16 protein-coding genes and 1 tRNA gene are annotated in these 17,329 nt (G+C 61.9%); 10 read left to right on the top strand and 7 right to left on the bottom strand.

Annotated features, from left to right (window positions below; translation table 11 throughout):
• Positions 1-34: 34 nt before the first annotated feature.
• Together GPICK_RS16100 and ric are read right to left on the bottom strand one after the other, a co-directional pair.
• Entirely contained in the window at positions 35-832 is a 798-nt protein-coding gene (locus GPICK_RS16100) for a PP2C family protein-serine/threonine phosphatase (RefSeq protein WP_039744913.1), read from the bottom strand.
• Between the two features lie 27 nt (positions 833-859).
• A complete protein-coding gene (ric, locus tag GPICK_RS16095) occupies positions 860-1,612 on the bottom strand; it encodes an iron-sulfur cluster repair di-iron protein (protein ID WP_039744911.1) in 753 nt (250 codons plus the stop codon).
• Between the two features lie 208 nt (positions 1,613-1,820).
• On the opposite strand from ric, the gene GPICK_RS16090 reads away from it, so the two are divergent.
• From GPICK_RS16090 to GPICK_RS16055, 8 genes are all read left to right on the top strand, one after another.
• Complete coding sequence (locus tag GPICK_RS16090) at positions 1,821-4,091, top strand: nitric-oxide reductase large subunit (RefSeq protein ID WP_039744910.1); 2,271 nt, start codon at positions 1,821-1,823, stop codon at positions 4,089-4,091.
• 48 nt (positions 4,092-4,139) lie between these two features.
• Positions 4,140-4,361 (top strand): ferredoxin, encoded by a 222-nt coding sequence (locus tag GPICK_RS16085; protein WP_039744907.1) that lies wholly within the window; start codon positions 4,140-4,142, stop codon positions 4,359-4,361.
• 42 nt (positions 4,362-4,403) lie between these two features.
• A complete protein-coding gene (locus GPICK_RS16080) occupies positions 4,404-5,054 on the top strand; it encodes a hydrolase (RefSeq protein ID WP_039744905.1) in 651 nt (216 codons plus the stop codon).
• Between the two features lie 42 nt (positions 5,055-5,096).
• Positions 5,097-6,968, top strand: coding sequence for an amidohydrolase (locus GPICK_RS16075; protein ID WP_039744903.1), 1,872 nt, complete (start codon positions 5,097-5,099; stop codon positions 6,966-6,968).
• On the top strand, positions 6,968-7,258 hold the full coding sequence (locus tag GPICK_RS16070; protein WP_201773201.1) for a hypothetical protein: 291 nt from the start codon (positions 6,968-6,970) through the stop codon (positions 7,256-7,258). The genes GPICK_RS16075 and GPICK_RS16070 overlap by 1 nt, the downstream gene beginning before the upstream one ends.
• Positions 7,259-7,528 carry an OsmC family protein gene (locus tag GPICK_RS16065; protein WP_084201464.1) on the top strand — a complete coding sequence of 90 codons (270 nt, stop codon included), beginning with the start codon at positions 7,259-7,261 and terminating at the stop codon, positions 7,526-7,528. It begins immediately after the preceding gene.
• Positions 7,529-7,621: 93 nt separating this feature from the next.
• Positions 7,622-8,533, top strand: coding sequence for a pirin family protein (locus GPICK_RS16060; protein WP_039744897.1), 912 nt, complete (start codon positions 7,622-7,624; stop codon positions 8,531-8,533).
• 48 nt (positions 8,534-8,581) lie between these two features.
• Complete coding sequence (locus GPICK_RS16055) at positions 8,582-10,000, top strand: alginate export family protein (RefSeq protein WP_052263469.1); 1,419 nt, start codon at positions 8,582-8,584, stop codon at positions 9,998-10,000.
• A 45-nt stretch (positions 10,001-10,045) separates the two neighbouring features.
• Here GPICK_RS16055 and fdhE read toward each other — a convergent pair whose 3' ends face one another.
• From fdhE to fdnG, 4 genes are read right to left on the bottom strand one after another with little or no spacing between them, the layout of a single operon-like run.
• Positions 10,046-10,966, bottom strand: coding sequence for a formate dehydrogenase accessory protein FdhE (gene fdhE, locus GPICK_RS16050; protein ID WP_039744895.1), 921 nt, complete (start codon positions 10,964-10,966; stop codon positions 10,046-10,048).
• A complete protein-coding gene (locus tag GPICK_RS16045; protein ID WP_039744894.1) occupies positions 10,963-11,595 on the bottom strand; it encodes a formate dehydrogenase subunit gamma in 633 nt (210 codons plus the stop codon). Before GPICK_RS16045 ends, fdhE begins: the two co-directional genes overlap by 4 nt.
• Positions 11,579-12,463: a formate dehydrogenase subunit beta gene (gene fdxH, locus GPICK_RS16040; RefSeq protein WP_039744893.1), complete on the bottom strand. Its 885-nt coding sequence runs from the start codon at positions 12,461-12,463 to the stop codon at positions 11,579-11,581. Before fdxH ends, GPICK_RS16045 begins: the two co-directional genes overlap by 17 nt.
• A 10-nt stretch (positions 12,464-12,473) precedes the next feature.
• Entirely contained in the window at positions 12,474-15,527 is a 3,054-nt protein-coding gene (gene fdnG, locus GPICK_RS16035; protein WP_144400115.1) for a formate dehydrogenase-N subunit alpha, read from the bottom strand.
• 25 nt (positions 15,528-15,552) lie between these two features.
• On the opposite strand from fdnG, the gene GPICK_RS17680 reads away from it, so the two are divergent.
• Together GPICK_RS17680 and GPICK_RS16025 are read left to right on the top strand one after the other, a co-directional pair.
• Complete coding sequence (locus GPICK_RS17680; RefSeq protein WP_201773212.1) at positions 15,553-15,915, top strand: hypothetical protein; 363 nt, start codon at positions 15,553-15,555, stop codon at positions 15,913-15,915.
• Positions 15,916-16,015: 100 nt separating this feature from the next.
• Positions 16,016-16,091 (top strand) — tRNA-Asn (locus GPICK_RS16025).
• Positions 16,092-16,410: 319 nt separating this feature from the next.
• Here the strand turns inward: GPICK_RS16025 and GPICK_RS16020 are convergent.
• The gene (locus GPICK_RS16020) at positions 16,411-16,650 is read right to left on the bottom strand and encodes a hypothetical protein (RefSeq protein WP_039744889.1); all 240 of its coding nucleotides are present in this window, start codon (positions 16,648-16,650) and stop codon (positions 16,411-16,413) included.
• Between the last annotated feature and the right edge of the window lie 679 nt (positions 16,651-17,329).

Here is a 17,329-nt window from a genome sequence, read left to right as displayed (position 1 = left end):
ATCGGTAAATTTGAACGCCGCATATATTACAAGTTTAACACGAATCCGGGGCTGCGGCACCGTGGATATCCACGACAAGGAGGGTGCAGTCATCCTCGGGAGGATCGGCGGCGCCGAACGTCTGGAGGCTTGCAAAGACGCGCTCAAGGAACTCCAGGTGATCCGACCCGCTATGGGCCAGCACCTCCTTCAGCCGTTCCGGGCCGAACCGGTCCCCGGAGGGATTGGCGGCCTCGATGATCCCGTCGGTATAGAGGAGCAGGCGGTCGCCCTGTTCCAGGCGGAACGAGGCGGACGGGATGTCGAGGGTTCCGAAATAGCCGAGGGGGGTGGTGGTCGGCGCCAGCTCGATGATGGCGCCGGCGCGGCGGATAAGGGGGGGGACGTGCCCGGCGTTGACGTACTCCAGCTCCAGGGTCTTCGGGTCGATGATCCCCAGGAAGAGCGTGGTGGAGAAATAGAGGTCGAAGGTCCGGGAGCGTTCGGCAAAATGGGCGAGAAAGGTATTGACCTGCGCGGCCAGTTTCTTCGGATCGATCTGATGGAATGCCGCGTGGTGGACGAATCCGTAGAGCATCGACATCACCACGGAAGCGTGGAGACCGTGGCCGGTGACATCGCCGATGATGACGGCCAAGCGGCTGTCCGGCAGGGGGACGGAGTCGAAATAGTCTCCCCCCAGCACTCCGGCCGTGCGGTTCTTCACGCCGATGCAGTTCCAGGTGCAGACCGGCGAACTCTTCGGGAACAGGAGCCGTTCCACCTCCCGGGCCAGTTCCAGCTCGGACGGGTCTATCCGTTGCCCGCTTCTGCCGCGGTTCCTCGCCGCCATCGCCCCCCCCCTGCTAGTTGTCCCCGCTCACGATGCCGATGAAATCAGCTCCCGTTCCGCCTTCAGAAAAAGGATGTTGTTTTCCAGGTGCACGTGCTTGTGGAGGTCGTCCTCGAACTCCTTCAGCTTCCGGTAGGTGACCGTGTAGGTGTTGCAGGCGTCGCCGGGAACCACGAAATCCCCGGCAAGGCGGCGGATGGTGTGAATCGCGTCCCCCACCTCTTCGTGCTCCCGGCGGAGTTTCACCAGATCCCCGCTGATCGCTTCGATGTCGTTCTGCTCCGGAGTCCTGCCGGCCTTTCTCGCCGCATCGGCCCGTTTCACGGCCGGGAAGAAGACTTCCTCCTCCTCGCGCAGATGGGCGGCCAGATCGGTGGCAACCCCGTCGAAGATTGCGGCGATCTCCTTCACTTCGGGATGGCGGCTGCCGTGGACCTCGGCGACCTTGCGGGCGTACAGGGTGATCTGGCCGGCATTATCCTTGATGTAGGCATGGTGGACGGCGACGATGTAATCGGCGAGGAACGGGAGTTCCCATGCCGCAAAATTCTGGCTCCGCTCCATCGGTTCCTGCTTTGCCGCTTCGATCTCGCCCAGGATGACGGCCGGGTCGATCCCTTTCTGCCGGCAGGCGACATCAAGGGGAACATTTCCGCCGCAGCAGAAATCGATCCCGTGCCGCTCGAAAACCTCTGCCGTCCGGTAATCCTCGGCCACGAATCCGCCAATGGTCCTGGTGGAGCCACCATTTTCCGCCTGGAGCGTCTTTTCGTCGTTCATTCTCGTCTCCCCCCGATTGTTCGTTGCCTGCACCCTACGGTATCGCATTCCCCGGCAAGGTCAAGCCGCGCCCTTCACGCACCGGGATGACGGTTTGTATTTCCCGGAAAAGGTTGTACTGTTGTCTGTGCGCCCGCCTGTTATCAGATGGTTGTGATGGACGATACGTCCCCATGTCCAAGGATGGAAGCGGGAAGGAGGGACGCACATGGCCGAACGAACCACGCCGGTCGAAACCCTTTCGCCCTGGTGGCGGAATTCCGTCATCCTCGTCCTCGTGCTCGGGTTCACGGTGCTGATCTGGATCGCCGTCCGAAGCTACCAGGATGCGCCGCCGATCCCCGACAGGGTGGTGAGCGGTGACGGGACAACCATCTTCACCGGGGCCGACATCCTTGCGGGGCAGCAGGTGTTCCTCAGGTACGGCCTCATGGAGAACGGGACCGTCTGGGGGCACGGCGCCTACCTGGGGCCCGATTTCTCCGCGGAGTACCTCCATACGCTGGCGGGGGAGACGGCGCAGGCCATCGCCCGCCAGCGCTATGGCCGCGATGCCGGAGAGTTGAATGACGCGGAGCGGGAAACCGTTGCCGCCGAGGTGGGGACCCTCCTGAAGGGGAACCGCTATGATCCGAGGTCGCGGACGCTCACCTTCCTGGCGTCCGAAGCGGCTTCGTACCGGCAGCAGATCCGGAAATGGCGGGACTATTTCTCCCGCCCCACGAACGATGGGGGGCTCCCCGGCGCCTACATCAGCGACCAGCGGGAGCTGGAGCAGCTCACCTCCTTTTTCGCCTGGACCGCCTGGGCCTCGGTCGCCAACCGCCCCGGCAAGCCGTATTCCTACACGAACAACTTCCCCTACGACCCGGAGGTGGGCAACCGCCCCACCAGCGATGCCTTCCTCTGGAGCGCCCTGAGCCTGATCATGCTCCTGGGCGGCACCGCCGCCGTCCTGTTCTCCTTCGGCAAGTTCGACTTCCTCGGCTGGCAGGGGAAGGGGGAGCATATCCATCCCCAGATGCTCCCCGGCGCCACCACCGAGAGCCAGCGGGCCACGATCAAGTACTTCGTCGTCGTGGCGCTCCTCTTCCTCGCCCAGACCCTGGTGGGAGGGGCAACCGTCCACTACCGGGTCGATCCGGGGAGCTTCTACGGGATCGACATCTCCTCCCTCCTCCCCAGCCACATCCTCCGTACCTGGCACCTCCAACTGGCGATCTTCTGGGTTGCCACCGCCTATGTGGCGGGGGGGCTCCTTCTGGCCCCCTCCCTCGGCAAGGAGCCGAAGGGGCAGGTGGGGGGGATCAATTTCCTCTTCGGTGCCTTGGTCGTGGTCGTGGTGGGGAGCTTGGTCGGCGAGATGCTCGGCGTCCGGCAGATGCTCGGCTCCCTCTGGTTCTGGTTCGGCCACCAGGGGTGGGAATACCTGGACCTGGGGCGCGCCTGGCAGATCCTCCTGGCGGTGGGGCTCGTCCTCTGGGGATTCCTCCTGTTCCGGGCGCTCACCCCGGCCCGGCAGGACCCGGAACGCCGCGAGATCGCCTCCCTCTTCCTGTACGGCGCCCTGGCCATACCGCTTTTCTACCTCCCTGCCATGTTCTTCACCGGCACCACCCATTTCTCCGTGGTGGACACCTGGCGGTTCTGGATCATCCACCTCTGGGTCGAGGGGTTTTTCGAGGTCTTCGTGACCGCCATGGTGGCGGTCATCTTCTACAACCTCGGCATGGTCTCCCACCTGACGGCGGCGCGGGTGGTCTACCTGGATGCCCTCCTCTACCTGGGAAGCGGCATCGTCGGCACCGGCCACCACTGGTACTGGACGGGGCAGTCCGCCGTCACCATGGCCCTTGCCGCCATGTTCTCGGCCCTGGAGGTGGTCCCCCTCACGCTCCTCACCCTCGATGCCTGGGACTTCGTCAAGCTCAGCCGGGGGAAGTGCGACGTCTGCAACAAACCGGTCTCCATCCCCCACAAGTGGACCTTCTACTTCCTGATCGCCGTCGGCTTCTGGAACTTCGTCGGCGCCGGCGTCTTCGGTTTCCTCATCAACCTCCCCATCGTCAGCTACTTCGAGGTGGGGACCATGCTCACCCCGAACCACGGCCATGCCGCCATGATGGGGGTCTTCGGCATGCTCGCCGTGGCCCTCACGGTCTTTGCCCTGCGCCAGGTGCTGACCGACGAGCAGTGGGCCGGCCCGGAGAGATTCGTCCGGGTCTCCTTCTGGGGGCTGAATATCGGCCTGGCCCTCATGGTGGTGACCAACCTCTTCCCCGGCGGGGTGCTCCAGCTCTTCGACGTCCTGGACCACGGCTACTGGCATGCCCGGGGACCCGAATTCCTGAACGGGACGATCCCCCGCCTCATCGAGTGGCTCCGCATGCCGGGGGACCTGGTTTTTATCGCCGCGGGAGCCTTTCCCCTCCTGATCGCCGCGGGGCTCACCTATCGGATGATGAGGAGCCGATTGTGAGAAAAGGAGAAGGCAGAGTTTCATTAACTCCGCAAGAAGGAGTCAGCCATGACAAAAGCACCATTGGTCGACAAGGACGTATGCATCAGTTGCGGGCTCTGCGTGAACAACGTTCCCGACGTGTTTCGCTTCGATGACGGCAATAAGGCGGAATGCTTCGATCCCGGCGGCGCTGCTGAGGACGTTATCCAGAGCGACGCAATCGATGCCTGTCCGGTATCGTGCATCAGCTGGAGCACCGACCCCGATTATCTGAAGAGTTTCGCCTGATACGGCAAATCACACCATCCATTTCATGGAAAGGAGACAATCATGAACTACACGGAACTGCTCAATCCCCAGAACTCGGCGGTTATCTTTATCGACTTTCAGCCCCAGATGGTCTTCGGTGTCGCCAGCATCGACCGGCAGACGCTCTTCAACAACGTCATGCTCCTGGCCAAGGCGGCCAAAATCTTCAACGTGCCGACCGTTCTCACCACGGTGGAGTCGAAAGGGTTTTCCGGCAACATGTGGCCGCAGCTCCTCGATCTCTTCCCCAATCAGGAGCCGGTGGAACGAAGCTCCATGAACTCGTGGGAAGAGCCGAAATTTGTGGAGGCAGTCAAGGCCACCGGGCGGAAGAAACTGGTCATGGCAGCCCTCTGGACCGAAGTCTGCCTGGCATATCCGGCACTGGGGGCACTCAAGGCAGGTTATGACGTCTATGCCGTGGAAGACGCGTCGGGGGGGACCAGCTTAACGGCCCACAACGCCGCCATGCGGCGCATCGAGCAGGCAGGGGCGGTGCCGATGACCGCGCTTCAGACCCTCCTTGAGTATCAGCGTGACTGGTCACGCAAGGATACCTACGACGCCGTCATCGAGGTGGTGAAAGAGCACGGCGGCGCCTACGGCCAGGGGGTGGAGTACGCCTACACCATGGTCCACGGCGCGCCTCCCAGCCGGAAAGGTGGCCACTGATGCCATAATAGTCCTGAAAAAACAGGACCGGGGGGCACCACCATGAACGCACCCGACCTTATTCTGTATAACGGAAAGATCACCACCCTCGATACCACCCAGCCCCAGGTCTCGGCCATGGCCATGACCGGGGGGCGCATCACCGCCATCGGCGGAGAAGAACTCCTCACAACAGCAACGGAAAAAACCAATCGGATCGACCTCAAGGGGCGGCGGGTCATCCCCGGGCTCAACGATTCGCACATGCACGTCATCCGTGGCGGCCTCAGCTACAACCTGGAGCTGCGCTGGGACGGCGTCCCCTCCCTCGCCGACGGCCTGCGCATGCTGAAGGAGCAAGCACAGCGCACCCCCCCCGGCCAATGGGTGCGGGTCATCGGCGGCTGGAGTGAATTCCAGTTCGCCGAGCGGCGCATGCCAACGCTGGATGAGATCAACGCCGTCTCCCCCGATACGCCGGTCTTCGTCCTCCACCTCTATTGCCGGGGGATGTTGAACAGGGCCGCACTGCGGGCCTGCGGCTACACCAAGGACACCCCCAATCCTCCCGCCGGTGAAATCCAGCGCGACAAAAACGGCGACCCCACCGGGCTGCTCATCGCCCGCCCCAACGCCGGCATCCTCTATGCCACCGTCGGGAAACAACCCAAGCTCCCCCCCGAACACCAGATGAATTCCTCGCGCCACTTCATGCGCGAGCTGAACCGCCTTGGCCTCACCAGCCTGGTTGATGCAGGGGGCGGGTCGCAAATCTACCCCGATGACTACCAGATCATTGAGGAGTTGCACCGGCGGGGAGAAATGACCGTGCGGATGGCCTACAACATCTTCACGCAAAAACCCCAAGAGGAGAAAGAGGATTTCTTGCGGTGCATGAAGCTGACCGCGCCGGGGAGGGGTGACGATTTCTATCGCTGCAACGGCGCCGGTGAGATGCTGGTGTACTCGGCGGCGGATTTCGAGGATTTCCTGGAACCCCGGCCCGACCTCCCGTCGAACCTTGAGAAGGACCTGAAGGAGGTCGTGTCGCTTTTGGCTGCCAGTAAATGGCCGTTCCGCATTCACGCCACCTACGACGAAAGCATCTCCCGCATGTTGAACGTGTTCGAAGAGGTGAACCGCGAGATCCCCTTCGAAGGGACGCAGTGGTTCTTCGACCATTGCGAAACTATCTCCGACCGGAGCCTCGAACGGGTCAAGGCGCTGGGAGGGGGGATTGCCATTCAGAACCGCATGGCCTTCCAGGGGGAGTATTTCCTGGACCGCTACGGGAGAGAGGCGGCGGAGCGGACCCCTCCGGTCAGGAAAATGCTCGATCTCGGCATTCCCGTGGGGGCGGGGACCGATGCCACCCGCGTGGCAAGCTACAACCCCTGGGTTTCCCTCTACTGGCTGGTGGCCGGGAAGACCGTCGGCGGCGCCCCGCTCTATTCCGAGGCAAACCGCCTCAGCCGGGAAGAGGCCTTGCGGCTCTACACCCGGGGAAGCAGCTGGTTTTCGGGTGAAAGCGGCAAAAAAGGGGCCATCGCCGTCGGCCAGCTGGCGGATGTCACGGCGCTCACCGATGATTACTTCACGGTAGAAGAAGAGAAGATCAAGGGGATCGAGTCGGTCCTGACCATTGTCGACGGGAAGGTTGTCTACGGTGCCGGGGAATTTGGCAACCTCGACCCGACGCCGCTCCCCGTGCTGCCGGAATGGTCCCCCGTGAAGGTCTATGGCGGCTACGGCGCGCCACTGGACATGCGCAAGGCCGTCCGGCACGGCGTCCCGGTCCCTCAGCACCGGCACACCGCCGAGTGCCACGCGCACGGCTGCCACCATGCCGCCCACCAGCTCCTCGCCGGTTGCAAAGCCGGGGCTCCCCGCTACGCTGACTTCTGGGGGCTGGGGTGCGACTGTTTCGCGTTTTGATGAAGTCTGCATCAAGCGGTGCCGCCAACCGTCGGCACGACGAGGACAAGCAGGGATCAGGGATTCAACCAGAGGTTACGGAGAAAAACATGCCGGATATTGCCTACATATCGCAGGTACGGATCGAACGGGTCAAGGGGGTGCTGCGTCGGGCCTTTCTCCCGGCGGAAACAGAGCCGGTCCTGTTCGGCGTCCATGGCGCGGTCGCCGTCCACTACGGGGTCAGTCCGGAGGTCTCGGAGCCACACGCTACCACGCTGGACTACATCGTCGCCGCCGCTGCCGGCTGACTGACCGGCACCTTCGGCGGTACGCTGGAGGCCAGGAAGGTGAGGATCAGCGGTGATGGCCTGGTGGGAGAGGCACGTGGTGAGGTGGAGCTTGAGGGCGATGTCCTGGTGATCAAAAGGATTCACGTGATCTACCGGCTGACAACGCCAGCGGAGGACAAGGAAAAGGTGGACCGGGCATACGGGCTCCACGCGGAGCACTGCCCGGTCTACCGCTCCCTCCGGGCGGCCATTGATATCAGCACGGAGCTCGACTGGATGGAGGGGTGACAGCCATGGATGCCGAGCCGGTCTTGATGGTAAAAAAGGAACTAACGGTGGACCGCCTCGTGCTGGTACTCAAGCAATCTCAAAGGAGTCTCCATGAATTCAATCCGCAAGATCAAGAAAATCCTGAAGGGGAGGCCAACCATCGAGGGGGCCGGTGTCCACCTCAAGCGGGCCTTCGGCAATTCGCAGGTACCCCAGTTCGACCCGTTTCTGATGCTGGATGATTTTCATTCCAGCAACCCCGCTGATTACCTGCCCGGTTTCCCCTGGCACCCCCACCGCGGTATCGAAACCATCACCTACGTGCAGGAGGGGCTGGTGGAACATGGCGACAGCATGGGGCACAAGGGGGTGATCGGTGCCGGCGATGTGCAGTGGATGACCGCCGGCAGCGGCATAATCCACCAGGAGATGCCCAAGGAAAGCCCGACCGGTACCATGTGGGGGTTCCAGTTCTGGGCCAACCTGCCGGCTGCCCAAAAGATGATGCCGCCCCGCTACCGCGACGTGAAGGCGGCGGACATCCCTGAAGTAACGCTGGAGGGGGGTGTGACGGTGAAGGTGATTGCCGGTATGGTCGGAAACGTCCAGGGTCCGGTGAAGGACATCGTCATCGATCCGGAGATGCTGGACATCAGCGTCCCGGCCGGAACCGTGTTCCGGCGCCCCTTACCGGAAGGGCATACCGCCTTTGCCTATGTTTTATCGGGTGAGGGGTATTTCGACGAGTGTCGCGACGCCTATGTCCATGAAACCACAAGCGCCGGCTGGTTCGATACGGAGCGCCGCTGCGTCTGCCAACCGGAAACGGTGGTGCTGTTTGAACATACGGGAGATGTCGTGCAGGCCACTACGACCGATGCACCGGTGCGTTTTCTCCTTGTTTCGGGTAGGCCGATCGGCGAGCCGGTCGCCTGGTACGGCCCCATTGTCATGAACACCCAGGAAGAGTTGCGGGTCGCATTCGAGGAATACCAGAACGGAACTTTCATCAAGCACACATAGCACCAACCTCGCATGTCACGTGCCGACTGCGTGCAGGAATGGAGACCAATGACGGTTCGCCATCATACGAGCTGGTTTTGCGCCATCACCGTTCTGATGATGGCGTTTCCCATGACACCGGCATCTGGCGAAACGGGAGCGGCCCTCCAGCCCCCTCCCTACCGACTGAACCGCGCCGACGAGGATTACCGCTACCTGCGCGACCCCGCAAATCGCAGCGACTTCTGGGACCCGGTCAAATACGTACCGCTCGACGGCGCCGGCAGCTGGTACCTCTCCCTTGGCGGGGAGGCGCGGGAGAGATACGAATACTTCAATCACCCCGCCTGGGGGCAGAACCCGCAGGACCACGGCTATCTCCTCCAACGCTACTTCATTCACGGCGACCTGCACATGGGAGAACACGTCCGCTTTTTCAGCCAGCTCCAGAGCAGTCTGGAAGATGGACGGAAAGGCGGCCCACGCCCATCTGACGAAGATGAGCTCGACCTGCACCAGGCGTTCCTCGACGTGAAGCTGGATCTGGGCGGGGATTCAACATTTACCCTGCGTTCAGGCCGGCAAGAGTTGGCGTATGGCACTCAGCGCATCATATCGGTGAGGGAAGGGCCGAACGTGCGCCAGAGTTTCGACGGTTTTCGGGTCATCTACCGGGGGGGTGATATTCAGATCGATGGCTTCGCCGCAAAACCGGCCCAGACCAACCGCCATGTCTTCGACGACGGGCCGGACAATGCCAAGGCCCTCTGGGGAGTGTATTCGGTGCTTCCCTTGCCGCTTCTCCCCAAGGGGAACATCGATCTCTACTACATCGGCCTGTTTCGCCGCCAGGCGAGCTTTGGCCAGGGAACTGCCCGTGAGACGCGGCATTCGGTGGGGACCAGGATATGGCGCACCACGGCCCCCCTCGACTATAACTTCGAGTTCCTCTATCAATGGGGAAGCTTTGGCAAGGGTGATATCAGTGCCTGGACGGCTGCATCCGACACCGGCTACACCTTTGGAGCGCTTCCGCTCCGCCCGCGCATCGGCCTGCGGGCGGACATCGCCAGCGGCGACGAGGACCCGGCGAACCCGGACCTCCAGGCTTTCAACCCGCTCTTCCCGAAGGGGGCCTATTTCAGCGAGGCGGGCCTGATCGGTCCGGTCAACTTCATTGACCTGAACCCCTGTGTCGACCTCCATCTCACTGACCACACCACCCTTATCTTCGACTGGGATTTTTTCTGGCGGGAGAGCACCCGTGACGGCCTGTACAACAGCGCTCTTGCCCGGGTCCGCTCCGGCAGGACGAGCGACGCCCATTACATCGGGAGCATGCCCCAGGCGCAATTGTTCTGGGATATTGACCGTCATCTGTCGTTCACCGCGATATACGGTCATTTTTTTGCAGGCCGTTTCCTGAAGGAGAGCGGCCCCGGAGAGGATGTGGACTACGTAACGACGTGGCTAGCCTACAAGTTCTGATCCATAAACACGATAGGTGGAGCATTATTTAGAGCAGATCCGCTGTCAAACCGCACCGGGATGAAAAAACAGGTTCGGGCCGACCCGCGACTTCCCCTTCTCCGCCATCAGCATATCCAGTCCCAGGGTGGCCAGATCATCGGCCATCGCCTCCATTTCGCTCTCCTTCTCCAGGTAGAGCAGTTTCAGGTATATGCCGCAATCCTCGCAGCATTCCGCCTTGGCTGCTCCGTTGGAACCTTCGACTATGTAGTAGTCGATCCCGCGCGTCGAGTCGCAACTGCTGCATTTGATCCGCACCATGTGCCACTGGGAGGCGCAGAGGGAGCAGCAGAGGTAGCGCAGCCCCTGTTCAGCCCCTTTGCCATGCACGATACCGACGTTCGGGTGTGACCCGCATACCGGGCACACCCCCACCTCCTCCAGCCGGCCGAACGGCTGTTCCCCAAGGAGGGACGCCATCCGCACCCAGTAGACCTGCAGGGCGGCGGCAACGAACGGCAGTTCCCGGGGCGGGACGGCTTGCAGGTCGCCACTCAGGACTAGATTCGCCGCCTCCACCGCCGTTTTGCCGGCATGGAGCAGGCCGTTGACTGTCTCCCGCGCAGCCGCCGGCAGCACGGCATCCTGCAATTGGTGGAGGATGGCGGCCAATCCCTCCCGCCAGACAGGGTCCCGGCGCCATGAACGGGCTGCCAGAAGGGGCATGCCATGGCTGCGACAGAGTGACTGCTCGTCAGGATCGGGGAGGGGCGGGGCCGGGAATTGGTCCAGGGCCGTCTGTTGCGCCTCCGCCAGCAAGGCCAGGAAGGTCAGGTATTCCTCCAGGGGATGGCCTGCGGCGAGGTGCCGAAGGCGTTCGGCGCGCCGCGCAAACAGGTCCCGGCCCGGAAGGAGGAGAAAGCGGATTGCCGCCAGCGGCGCCTCCATCTGGCCCGGCTCGACAATACGGGTTTCCGTGTTCATTTCCCCCCTCCGGTCATCTCCCGGTACCATGCGGGATGGTGCTGTTTTGCCCAGACCTTCCTGACCGTGCCGTGCAGCATGGCGTCGATGCTCTCCTTGGTCCAGAAAGCCACGTAAATGTGAACCATGATCAGGGCGATCATCACCACCCCCGCTGCCGCATGCACCACGGCGGCGAAGCGGACCAGGAAAGCGGGGAACAGGAACGAGAAATAGGCGCGCCAGATCACGATGCCGGACAGCACGAGCAGCACCATGCAGGTTACCAGCGACCAGAACATCAGCTTCTGACCGCCGTTCAGCTTCCCCGCCTCGGGCATGTTCCGGTCGTCACCGCTCGCCATGGCGCGGAGATGGCGCAGCCATTCCCAATCAATCGGCGTCATGGCACTCAGCTTTCGGAAGCGGAAAAACATGCCGCCAAAGAAGAGGATCATGACTACTCCGAAAAAGGGATGAAGGATGCGCGCCCAGGTGCCGCCGCCGAACAGCTGGTTCAGGGGGTAGTAGAGCGGTTGGAAAAACACCAGCCCCGACAGGGTCATCAGAAAGAAGATGATGGCGACCAGCCAGTGGTTGACCCGCTCCGAGGCCGTAAAACGGGGCAGCATGTCAGGATCTCGTTTCATCTTCACCCTCCTTCCCATCCGCCACGACCTCGTTGGGTCCCTTGGCCACGTAGTGGAAAAAGGCGCCAACACCGATGGCCGCCAGGCCGAGAGAGGCCAGCGGCTTGGCGGCCCCCTTCCAGAGCTCGACCATGGGGCCGATGGTAGGATTCCCGGGGAGACCGCTATAGAGTTCCGGCTTGTCGGCGTGATGCAGCACGTACATCACGTGGGTCCCTTCCACCCCCTTCGGGTCGTAGAGCCCGGCCCTGGCAAACCCCCGTTCCCTGAGGTCCGCGATCCGCCCCTCGGCATGATGGAGCATGTCCTCCTTGCTGCCGAACACGATGGCCCCGGTGGGGCAGGTCTTGACGCAGGCCGGTTCCAGCCCCGACGCCACCCGGTCGGAGCAGAGGGTGCACTTGTAGACCTTGCTGTCCCGCTCTGACAGGCGCGGGATGTTGAACGGGCAGCCGGTGATGCAGTAGCCGCAGCCGATGCAGTTTTCCTCGTGGAAATCCACGATGCCGTTGCTGTACTGCACGATGGCCCCCGGCGCCGGGCACGCCTTGAGGCACCCCGGATTGCCGCAGTGCATGCAGCCGTCCTTGCGGATCAGCCATTCCAGCCCCCGGTCGGTCTCCACCTCGCTGTAGCGCATCACGGTCCAGGAGTCGGCGGTGAGGTCCGCCGGGTTGTCGAGCACGCCATGGTTGGTGCCGACGGCGTCGCGGGTGTCGTTCCACTCCATGCATGCCACCTGGCACGCCTTGCAGCCGATGCACTTGGTGACGTCGATCAGCTTGGCCACCTCCAGGGTCCGGCGCTGGCCGGGAGATGGCGTGGAGGTAGCGGAACGGCGGATGATGTCGAGTGATTGCAGTGCCATGGTCCACCTCCTATGCCTTCTCGATGTTCACCAAAAACGACTTGAACTCCGGTGTCTGGGAATTGGCATCCCCCACGAACGGCGTCAGGGTATTGGCCAGGTAGCCGCTTTTAGCGACCCCCTTGAAGCCCCAGTGGAGCGGAATACCCACATGGTGGACGGTTGTGCCGTTGACCTGGAGCGGCTTGATCCGCTTGGTCACCACCGCCTTTGCCTTGATGAAGCCGCGGGCGGATCTGACCTTGACCCAGTCCCCGGCCCTGATCCCCTTCTCCCTGGCCAGTTCCTCGCTGATCTCCACGAACTGCTCCGGCTGCATGATGGCCGCCAGCCTGGTGTGCTTGGTCCAGAAGTGGAAGTGCTCGGTGAGACGGTAGGTGGTGGCGGCGTAGGGATAGTCGGTGTTCTTGCCGAACATTGCCCAGTCATCCTTGAACACCCGGGCTGCCGGGTTGCTGATCACCTTGGGATGCAGCGGGTTGGTGCCGATGGGGGTCTCGAAGGGCTCGTAATGCTCCGGGAAGGGCCCTTCCGCCATCTTGTCCAGGGCAAACAGCCGCCCAACCCCCTCGGGCTGCATGATGAAGGGGTTCATCCCGTCGCCGGGAGGTGAGTCGGGTTTGAAGTCCGGCACATCGATGCCGGTCCACTTGGCGCCATCCCACCAGATCACCCGGCGGTTCGGGTCCCACGGTTTGCCGGCCGGATCGCACGAGGCACGGTTATACATGATCCGCCGGTTGGCGGGCCAGGAAAAGGCCCAGTTGGGGGTGTTCCCCAACCCCGAGGGGTCTGCGTTGTCCCGCCGCGCCATCATGTTCCCCTTCTCGGTGAACGAGCCGGAGAAGAGCCAGCAGCCGCAGGCGGTGGTGCCGTCGTCCTTGAGCTGGCCGTAGCCGTCCAGTTGCTGCCCCTTCTGTACGATGACTCTGGTGGGGTCCTTGGGATCGGTCAGGTCCGCCAGGGCCTTGCCGTTGTACTCCCTGGCCAGCTCTTCGGGGTGTGGGGAGTGGGCCATTTTGTAGTTCCAGGTGAGATTCAGGAGCGGGTCGGGGAACGCGCCCCCTTCCTTTTTGTACAGTTCCCGCAGGGTAAGGAAGATGCCGGCCATGATTTCCGCGTCCCCCTTGGCGTCACCCGGCGGTTCGGCCCCCTTCCAGTGCCATTGCAGCCAGCGCCCGGAGTTGGTCAGCGATCCGTCCTCCTCGGCGAAGCAGGTGGAGGGGAGGCGGATTACCTCGGTTGCGATCTTGGGGGGGGCCACATCGTTGTGTTCGCCATGGTTCTCCCAGAAACAGGAGGTTTCCGTGGCCAGGGGGTCGATCACCACCAGGTACTTCAGCTGCGAGAGCCCCTTGATCAGCTTGGCCTTGTTGGGGATCGCGGCCAGGGGGTTGAACCCCTGGCAGAAGTAGCCGTTCATCTTCCCCTGTCCCATCAGCTCGAACTGCCGCATGATGTCGTACTCCACGTCCAGCTTGGGGAGCCAGTCGTAACACCAGTTGTTCTCCTTCGTGGCGCTATCGCCGAACCAGGACTTCATCAGGCTGACGTGGAACTTGGGATAGTTGGACCAGTAGTTGAACTGGTTGGGGCGGAGCGGCTTGGGGGTGCGCTTGCCGATGTATGCCTGGTAGTCGGTCTCCTTCTCGCCCGGGAGCGTCAGGTAACCGGGGAGGAGGTTGGAGAGAAGCCCCAGATCGGTGAGCCCCTGGATGTTGGAATGGCCGCGCAGGGCGTTGATGCCGCCGCCGGCCATGCCGATGTTCCCCAGGAGGAGCTGCACCAGGGCCGCGGTGCGGATGATCTGGGAACCGACCGAATGCTGGGTCCACCCCAGGGCGTACATGAAGGTGGCGGTCCTGTTGGGGACGGAGGTGCCGGCGAGGATCTCGCAGATCTTGAGGAACAGCTCCCTGGGGGTGCCGCAGATGTTCGTCACCATCTCAGGCGTATAGCGGGAATAGTGCTGCTTCATCAGGTTGAGCACGCAGCGAGGGTGTTGGAGCGTCTCGTCGATCTTCGCGTAGCCGTCCGGCCCCATCTCGTAGGCCCAACTGCTGCGGTCGTAGGAGCGGTTCGCCGCGTCGTAGCCCGAGAAGAGGCCATCCTCAAACCGGTACCCCTCGTTCACGATCAGGGGGGCGTTGGTGTAGGCCTTCACGTACTCGTGCTGAATCTTCCCGGTGGTGAGGAGGTAGTTGATCACCCCTCCCAGGAAGGTGATGTCCGTGCCGGTGCGGATCGGCGCGTACAGGTCGGCCACCGATGCCGAACGGGTGAAGCGGGGGTCGATCACGATGAACTTGGCGTGGTTGTGGGCCTTGGCCTCCGTTACCCATTTGAAGCCACAGGGGTGCGCCTCGGCGGCGTTGCCCCCCATGACGATGATGACGTTGGCGTTCCTGATGTCCACCCAGTGGTTGGTCATGGCGCCGCGGCCGAATGTGGGGGCCAAACTGGCCACCGTGGGGCCGTGTCAGACCCGGGCCTGGTTGTCGAACCCCAGCATCCCGGTGCTGCGGATGACCTTGTGGGTGATCCAGCCGGTCTCGTTGCTGGAGGCGGAGGCGGCCAGGAAGCTGGTGGTGGTCCAGCGGTTGACCGTGGCGCCGCTGCCGTTTTGGGCGATGAAGTTCTTGTCCCGGTCATCCTTCATGAGCCGGGCGACCTTGGTAAACGCCTCTTCCCAGGAGATGCGCTGCCACTGGCTGGAACCGGGGGCGCGGTATTCCGGGTACCTGAGCCGGTCCGGACTGTGGATGAAGTCCACCAGCCCCGCCCCCTTGGGGCAGAGGGTGCCGCGGTTCACCGGATGGTCCGGGTCCCCCTCGATGTGGAAGATGGCGGGCTCGGCGTTTTTCGCCCGGTCCCCCAGGCTGTGCATGATCAGGCCGCAACTCACCGAGCAGTAGGGGCAGGTGTTGCGGGTCTCGGAGCTTTTGGCCAGCTTGAAGGCGCGCACTTCTGCCTGTGCATTGACCGGAAAGCCCAATGCCGCGGCACTGGAAGCCCCCAGCCCCCCGGCACAAACCTTGAAAAATTGCCGTCGCGTCACTTGCATCGCCACGCCTCCTTGAATCAGGTTTGTGAAAATATCTCGTGGGTCCAGAGCGTATGCCGGTCTTTGTAGCGTACATCACCATGCGCGACTGTCAAATCGCACCCCGTCGGGCGATGGGCGGCTGTCGGGCATTCAATACATCCCCCTTGAGGAGTTCGTAGCGCTGCTGCGGGCCCACGGCAGCGGCCGGCTCGTGGATGTGCGCGCCATTCCCCGCTCACTCATCGGTGATGCGCTCGTTGTCCGGGGGATCGTGGTAAAGGATATTATGGGTGCTGGCAGCGTGAAGCCGCATCTCCTGACCGCCATGGCGAGGGTCGAGGGAGGGAGCGTAACGTATCCGGCTCAAGGGGGGATGAATAGTGTTGACATTGCCAATCTGGTGTGATAAAAAGTCCTTCGCTTTTCACCGGTAGCGTTCTAACAAAGCGCAAAGCACCGAATCCGGAGAAAAGCCCGTAGCAACGAACGTTACGGTGTTCCTACATTCCCCAATAGCTCAGTCGGTAGAGCAGGTGGCTGTTAACCACCTTGTCCCTGGTTCGAGTCCGGGTTGGGGAGCCAACAAAAACGAGGGGTTAGTTAACTAGACTAACCCCTCTTTCTTTATGTGTGGTCTCTGGTGTGGTCTCAGAGTGCTTGCCTTACCTTCAAGAAAACTCACCCCCCTAGTGACGCCGCACAACACCGTCGCCCCCTCTTAATCATCCCTCTCGAAAATCCCCCCGTTCCTTTCCTCTGTCATGAACCCTTGTAACGCCGTTACGTCGATTGCATGATCGCGCAAGGGACTACTGCTTCGCCAGTGCACGAAAAAACCCGGCTCCCCATGATGGAGAACCGGGCCGTTGTTTGTCTCTTCCCTGAGAGCGGGGGAATGCGGTTATGCTGCCTCCGCTTGTTCGGCCTCATCAATCTCCCTGATCCGGTTCAAGCAGTACCCCAGGGCGCGGGTTTCGTCGTCGATCTTTCCCCATGCTGAATGCGCCCGTTCCAACAACTCTGCCTTCGTAACGTCCGGGCTCAGATAGCACCCCTCGATGAAGTCAGCGTCGCGTAACCGGTCGAACTCGGCAATCTGGTTGTCCTGCTTCAGGCTTTCCAATACGGTGTTAACATTCATTACATACCTCCAGTTGATAGCAATCACCCCAGGGGGGCATATCAGCACCTTACCCCCTCACTCAGCAGCAAGTCAAGTGAAATTGTTATTTAAAATCAATAACTTAGATGTAGTTACTGCGCACCCAAGATGGAAGTTCGTCATCTTCACAGAACGCGGCTACCTGAAACTCGCCAAGACCTTCAACGACGATCTGGCGTGGCAGATTCAGGGGACGGAAGCGGCGGCGTGTTAACATGCTCCGCTACCACATACCACCGGAGGGTCAGATTGTTGAAGATATTGAAAATAGTTTTCAGTTAACCGGGACCCACAGAGGCCCCCCACCCACTCCTGCCCCCGCTATGGATGGTGCCGGGTCTGAAAAAAGTTACAGCCCCCCTCTCGCAACGCCGCGCCAATTTTGGGAATTGAAATCCAGGGGAGACGGGCATCAATTAGAGAGTAAATACTAGAGCGGGCTAACTTAACCTTGAATTCGCCTGAATATCCTGCTATGAAAGGGGCCGTGGTACTTTGCTGACCTCAATGAGGCCCCAGGAGGCCCGCATCATGAGCGCAACGCTTTGGTGCGGGCTTTTTTTCTCACTATTGAGACGACATGATTATGGCAAGCCGAAACAGTTAACCAATGGTGCGTTATGAAGTAAGAGCAAATGGAAGAGAGGAATGTTATGAT

This window comes from Geobacter pickeringii (assembly GCF_000817955.1).
Lineage (GTDB): Bacteria > Desulfobacterota > Desulfuromonadia > Geobacterales > Geobacteraceae > Geobacter > Geobacter pickeringii.
The sequence above is the reverse complement of the archived record's forward strand: the minus strand, read 5'-3'. Positions and strand labels throughout refer to the sequence as shown.

Excerpts from the sequence above, each read along its gene's own strand:
- GPICK_RS16100 (WP_039744913.1), bottom strand. The coding sequence starts at position 832 with ATGGCGGCGAGGAACCGCGGCAGAAGCGGGCAACGGATAGACCCGTCC.
- GPICK_RS16055 (WP_052263469.1), top strand. The coding sequence starts at position 8,582 with ATGACGGTTCGCCATCATACGAGCTGGTTTTGCGCCATCACCGTTCTG.
- GPICK_RS16060 (WP_039744897.1), top strand. The coding sequence starts at position 7,622 with ATGAATTCAATCCGCAAGATCAAGAAAATCCTGAAGGGGAGGCCAACC.
- ric (WP_039744911.1), bottom strand. The coding sequence starts at position 1,612 with ATGAACGACGAAAAGACGCTCCAGGCGGAAAATGGTGGCTCCACCAGG.
- fdhE (WP_039744895.1), bottom strand. The coding sequence starts at position 10,966 with ATGAACACGGAAACCCGTATTGTCGAGCCGGGCCAGATGGAGGCGCCG.
- GPICK_RS16090 (WP_039744910.1), top strand. The coding sequence starts at position 1,821 with ATGGCCGAACGAACCACGCCGGTCGAAACCCTTTCGCCCTGGTGGCGG.
- GPICK_RS16020 (WP_039744889.1), bottom strand. The coding sequence starts at position 16,650 with ATGAATGTTAACACCGTATTGGAAAGCCTGAAGCAGGACAACCAGATT.
- GPICK_RS16080 (WP_039744905.1), top strand. The coding sequence starts at position 4,404 with ATGAACTACACGGAACTGCTCAATCCCCAGAACTCGGCGGTTATCTTT.
- fdxH (WP_039744893.1), bottom strand. The coding sequence starts at position 12,463 with ATGGCACTGCAATCACTCGACATCATCCGCCGTTCCGCTACCTCCACG.
- GPICK_RS16045 (WP_039744894.1), bottom strand. The coding sequence starts at position 11,595 with ATGAAACGAGATCCTGACATGCTGCCCCGTTTTACGGCCTCGGAGCGG.
- GPICK_RS16075 (WP_039744903.1), top strand. The coding sequence starts at position 5,097 with ATGAACGCACCCGACCTTATTCTGTATAACGGAAAGATCACCACCCTC.
- GPICK_RS16085 (WP_039744907.1), top strand. The coding sequence starts at position 4,140 with ATGACAAAAGCACCATTGGTCGACAAGGACGTATGCATCAGTTGCGGG.
- GPICK_RS16070 (WP_201773201.1), top strand. The coding sequence starts at position 6,968 with ATGAAGTCTGCATCAAGCGGTGCCGCCAACCGTCGGCACGACGAGGAC.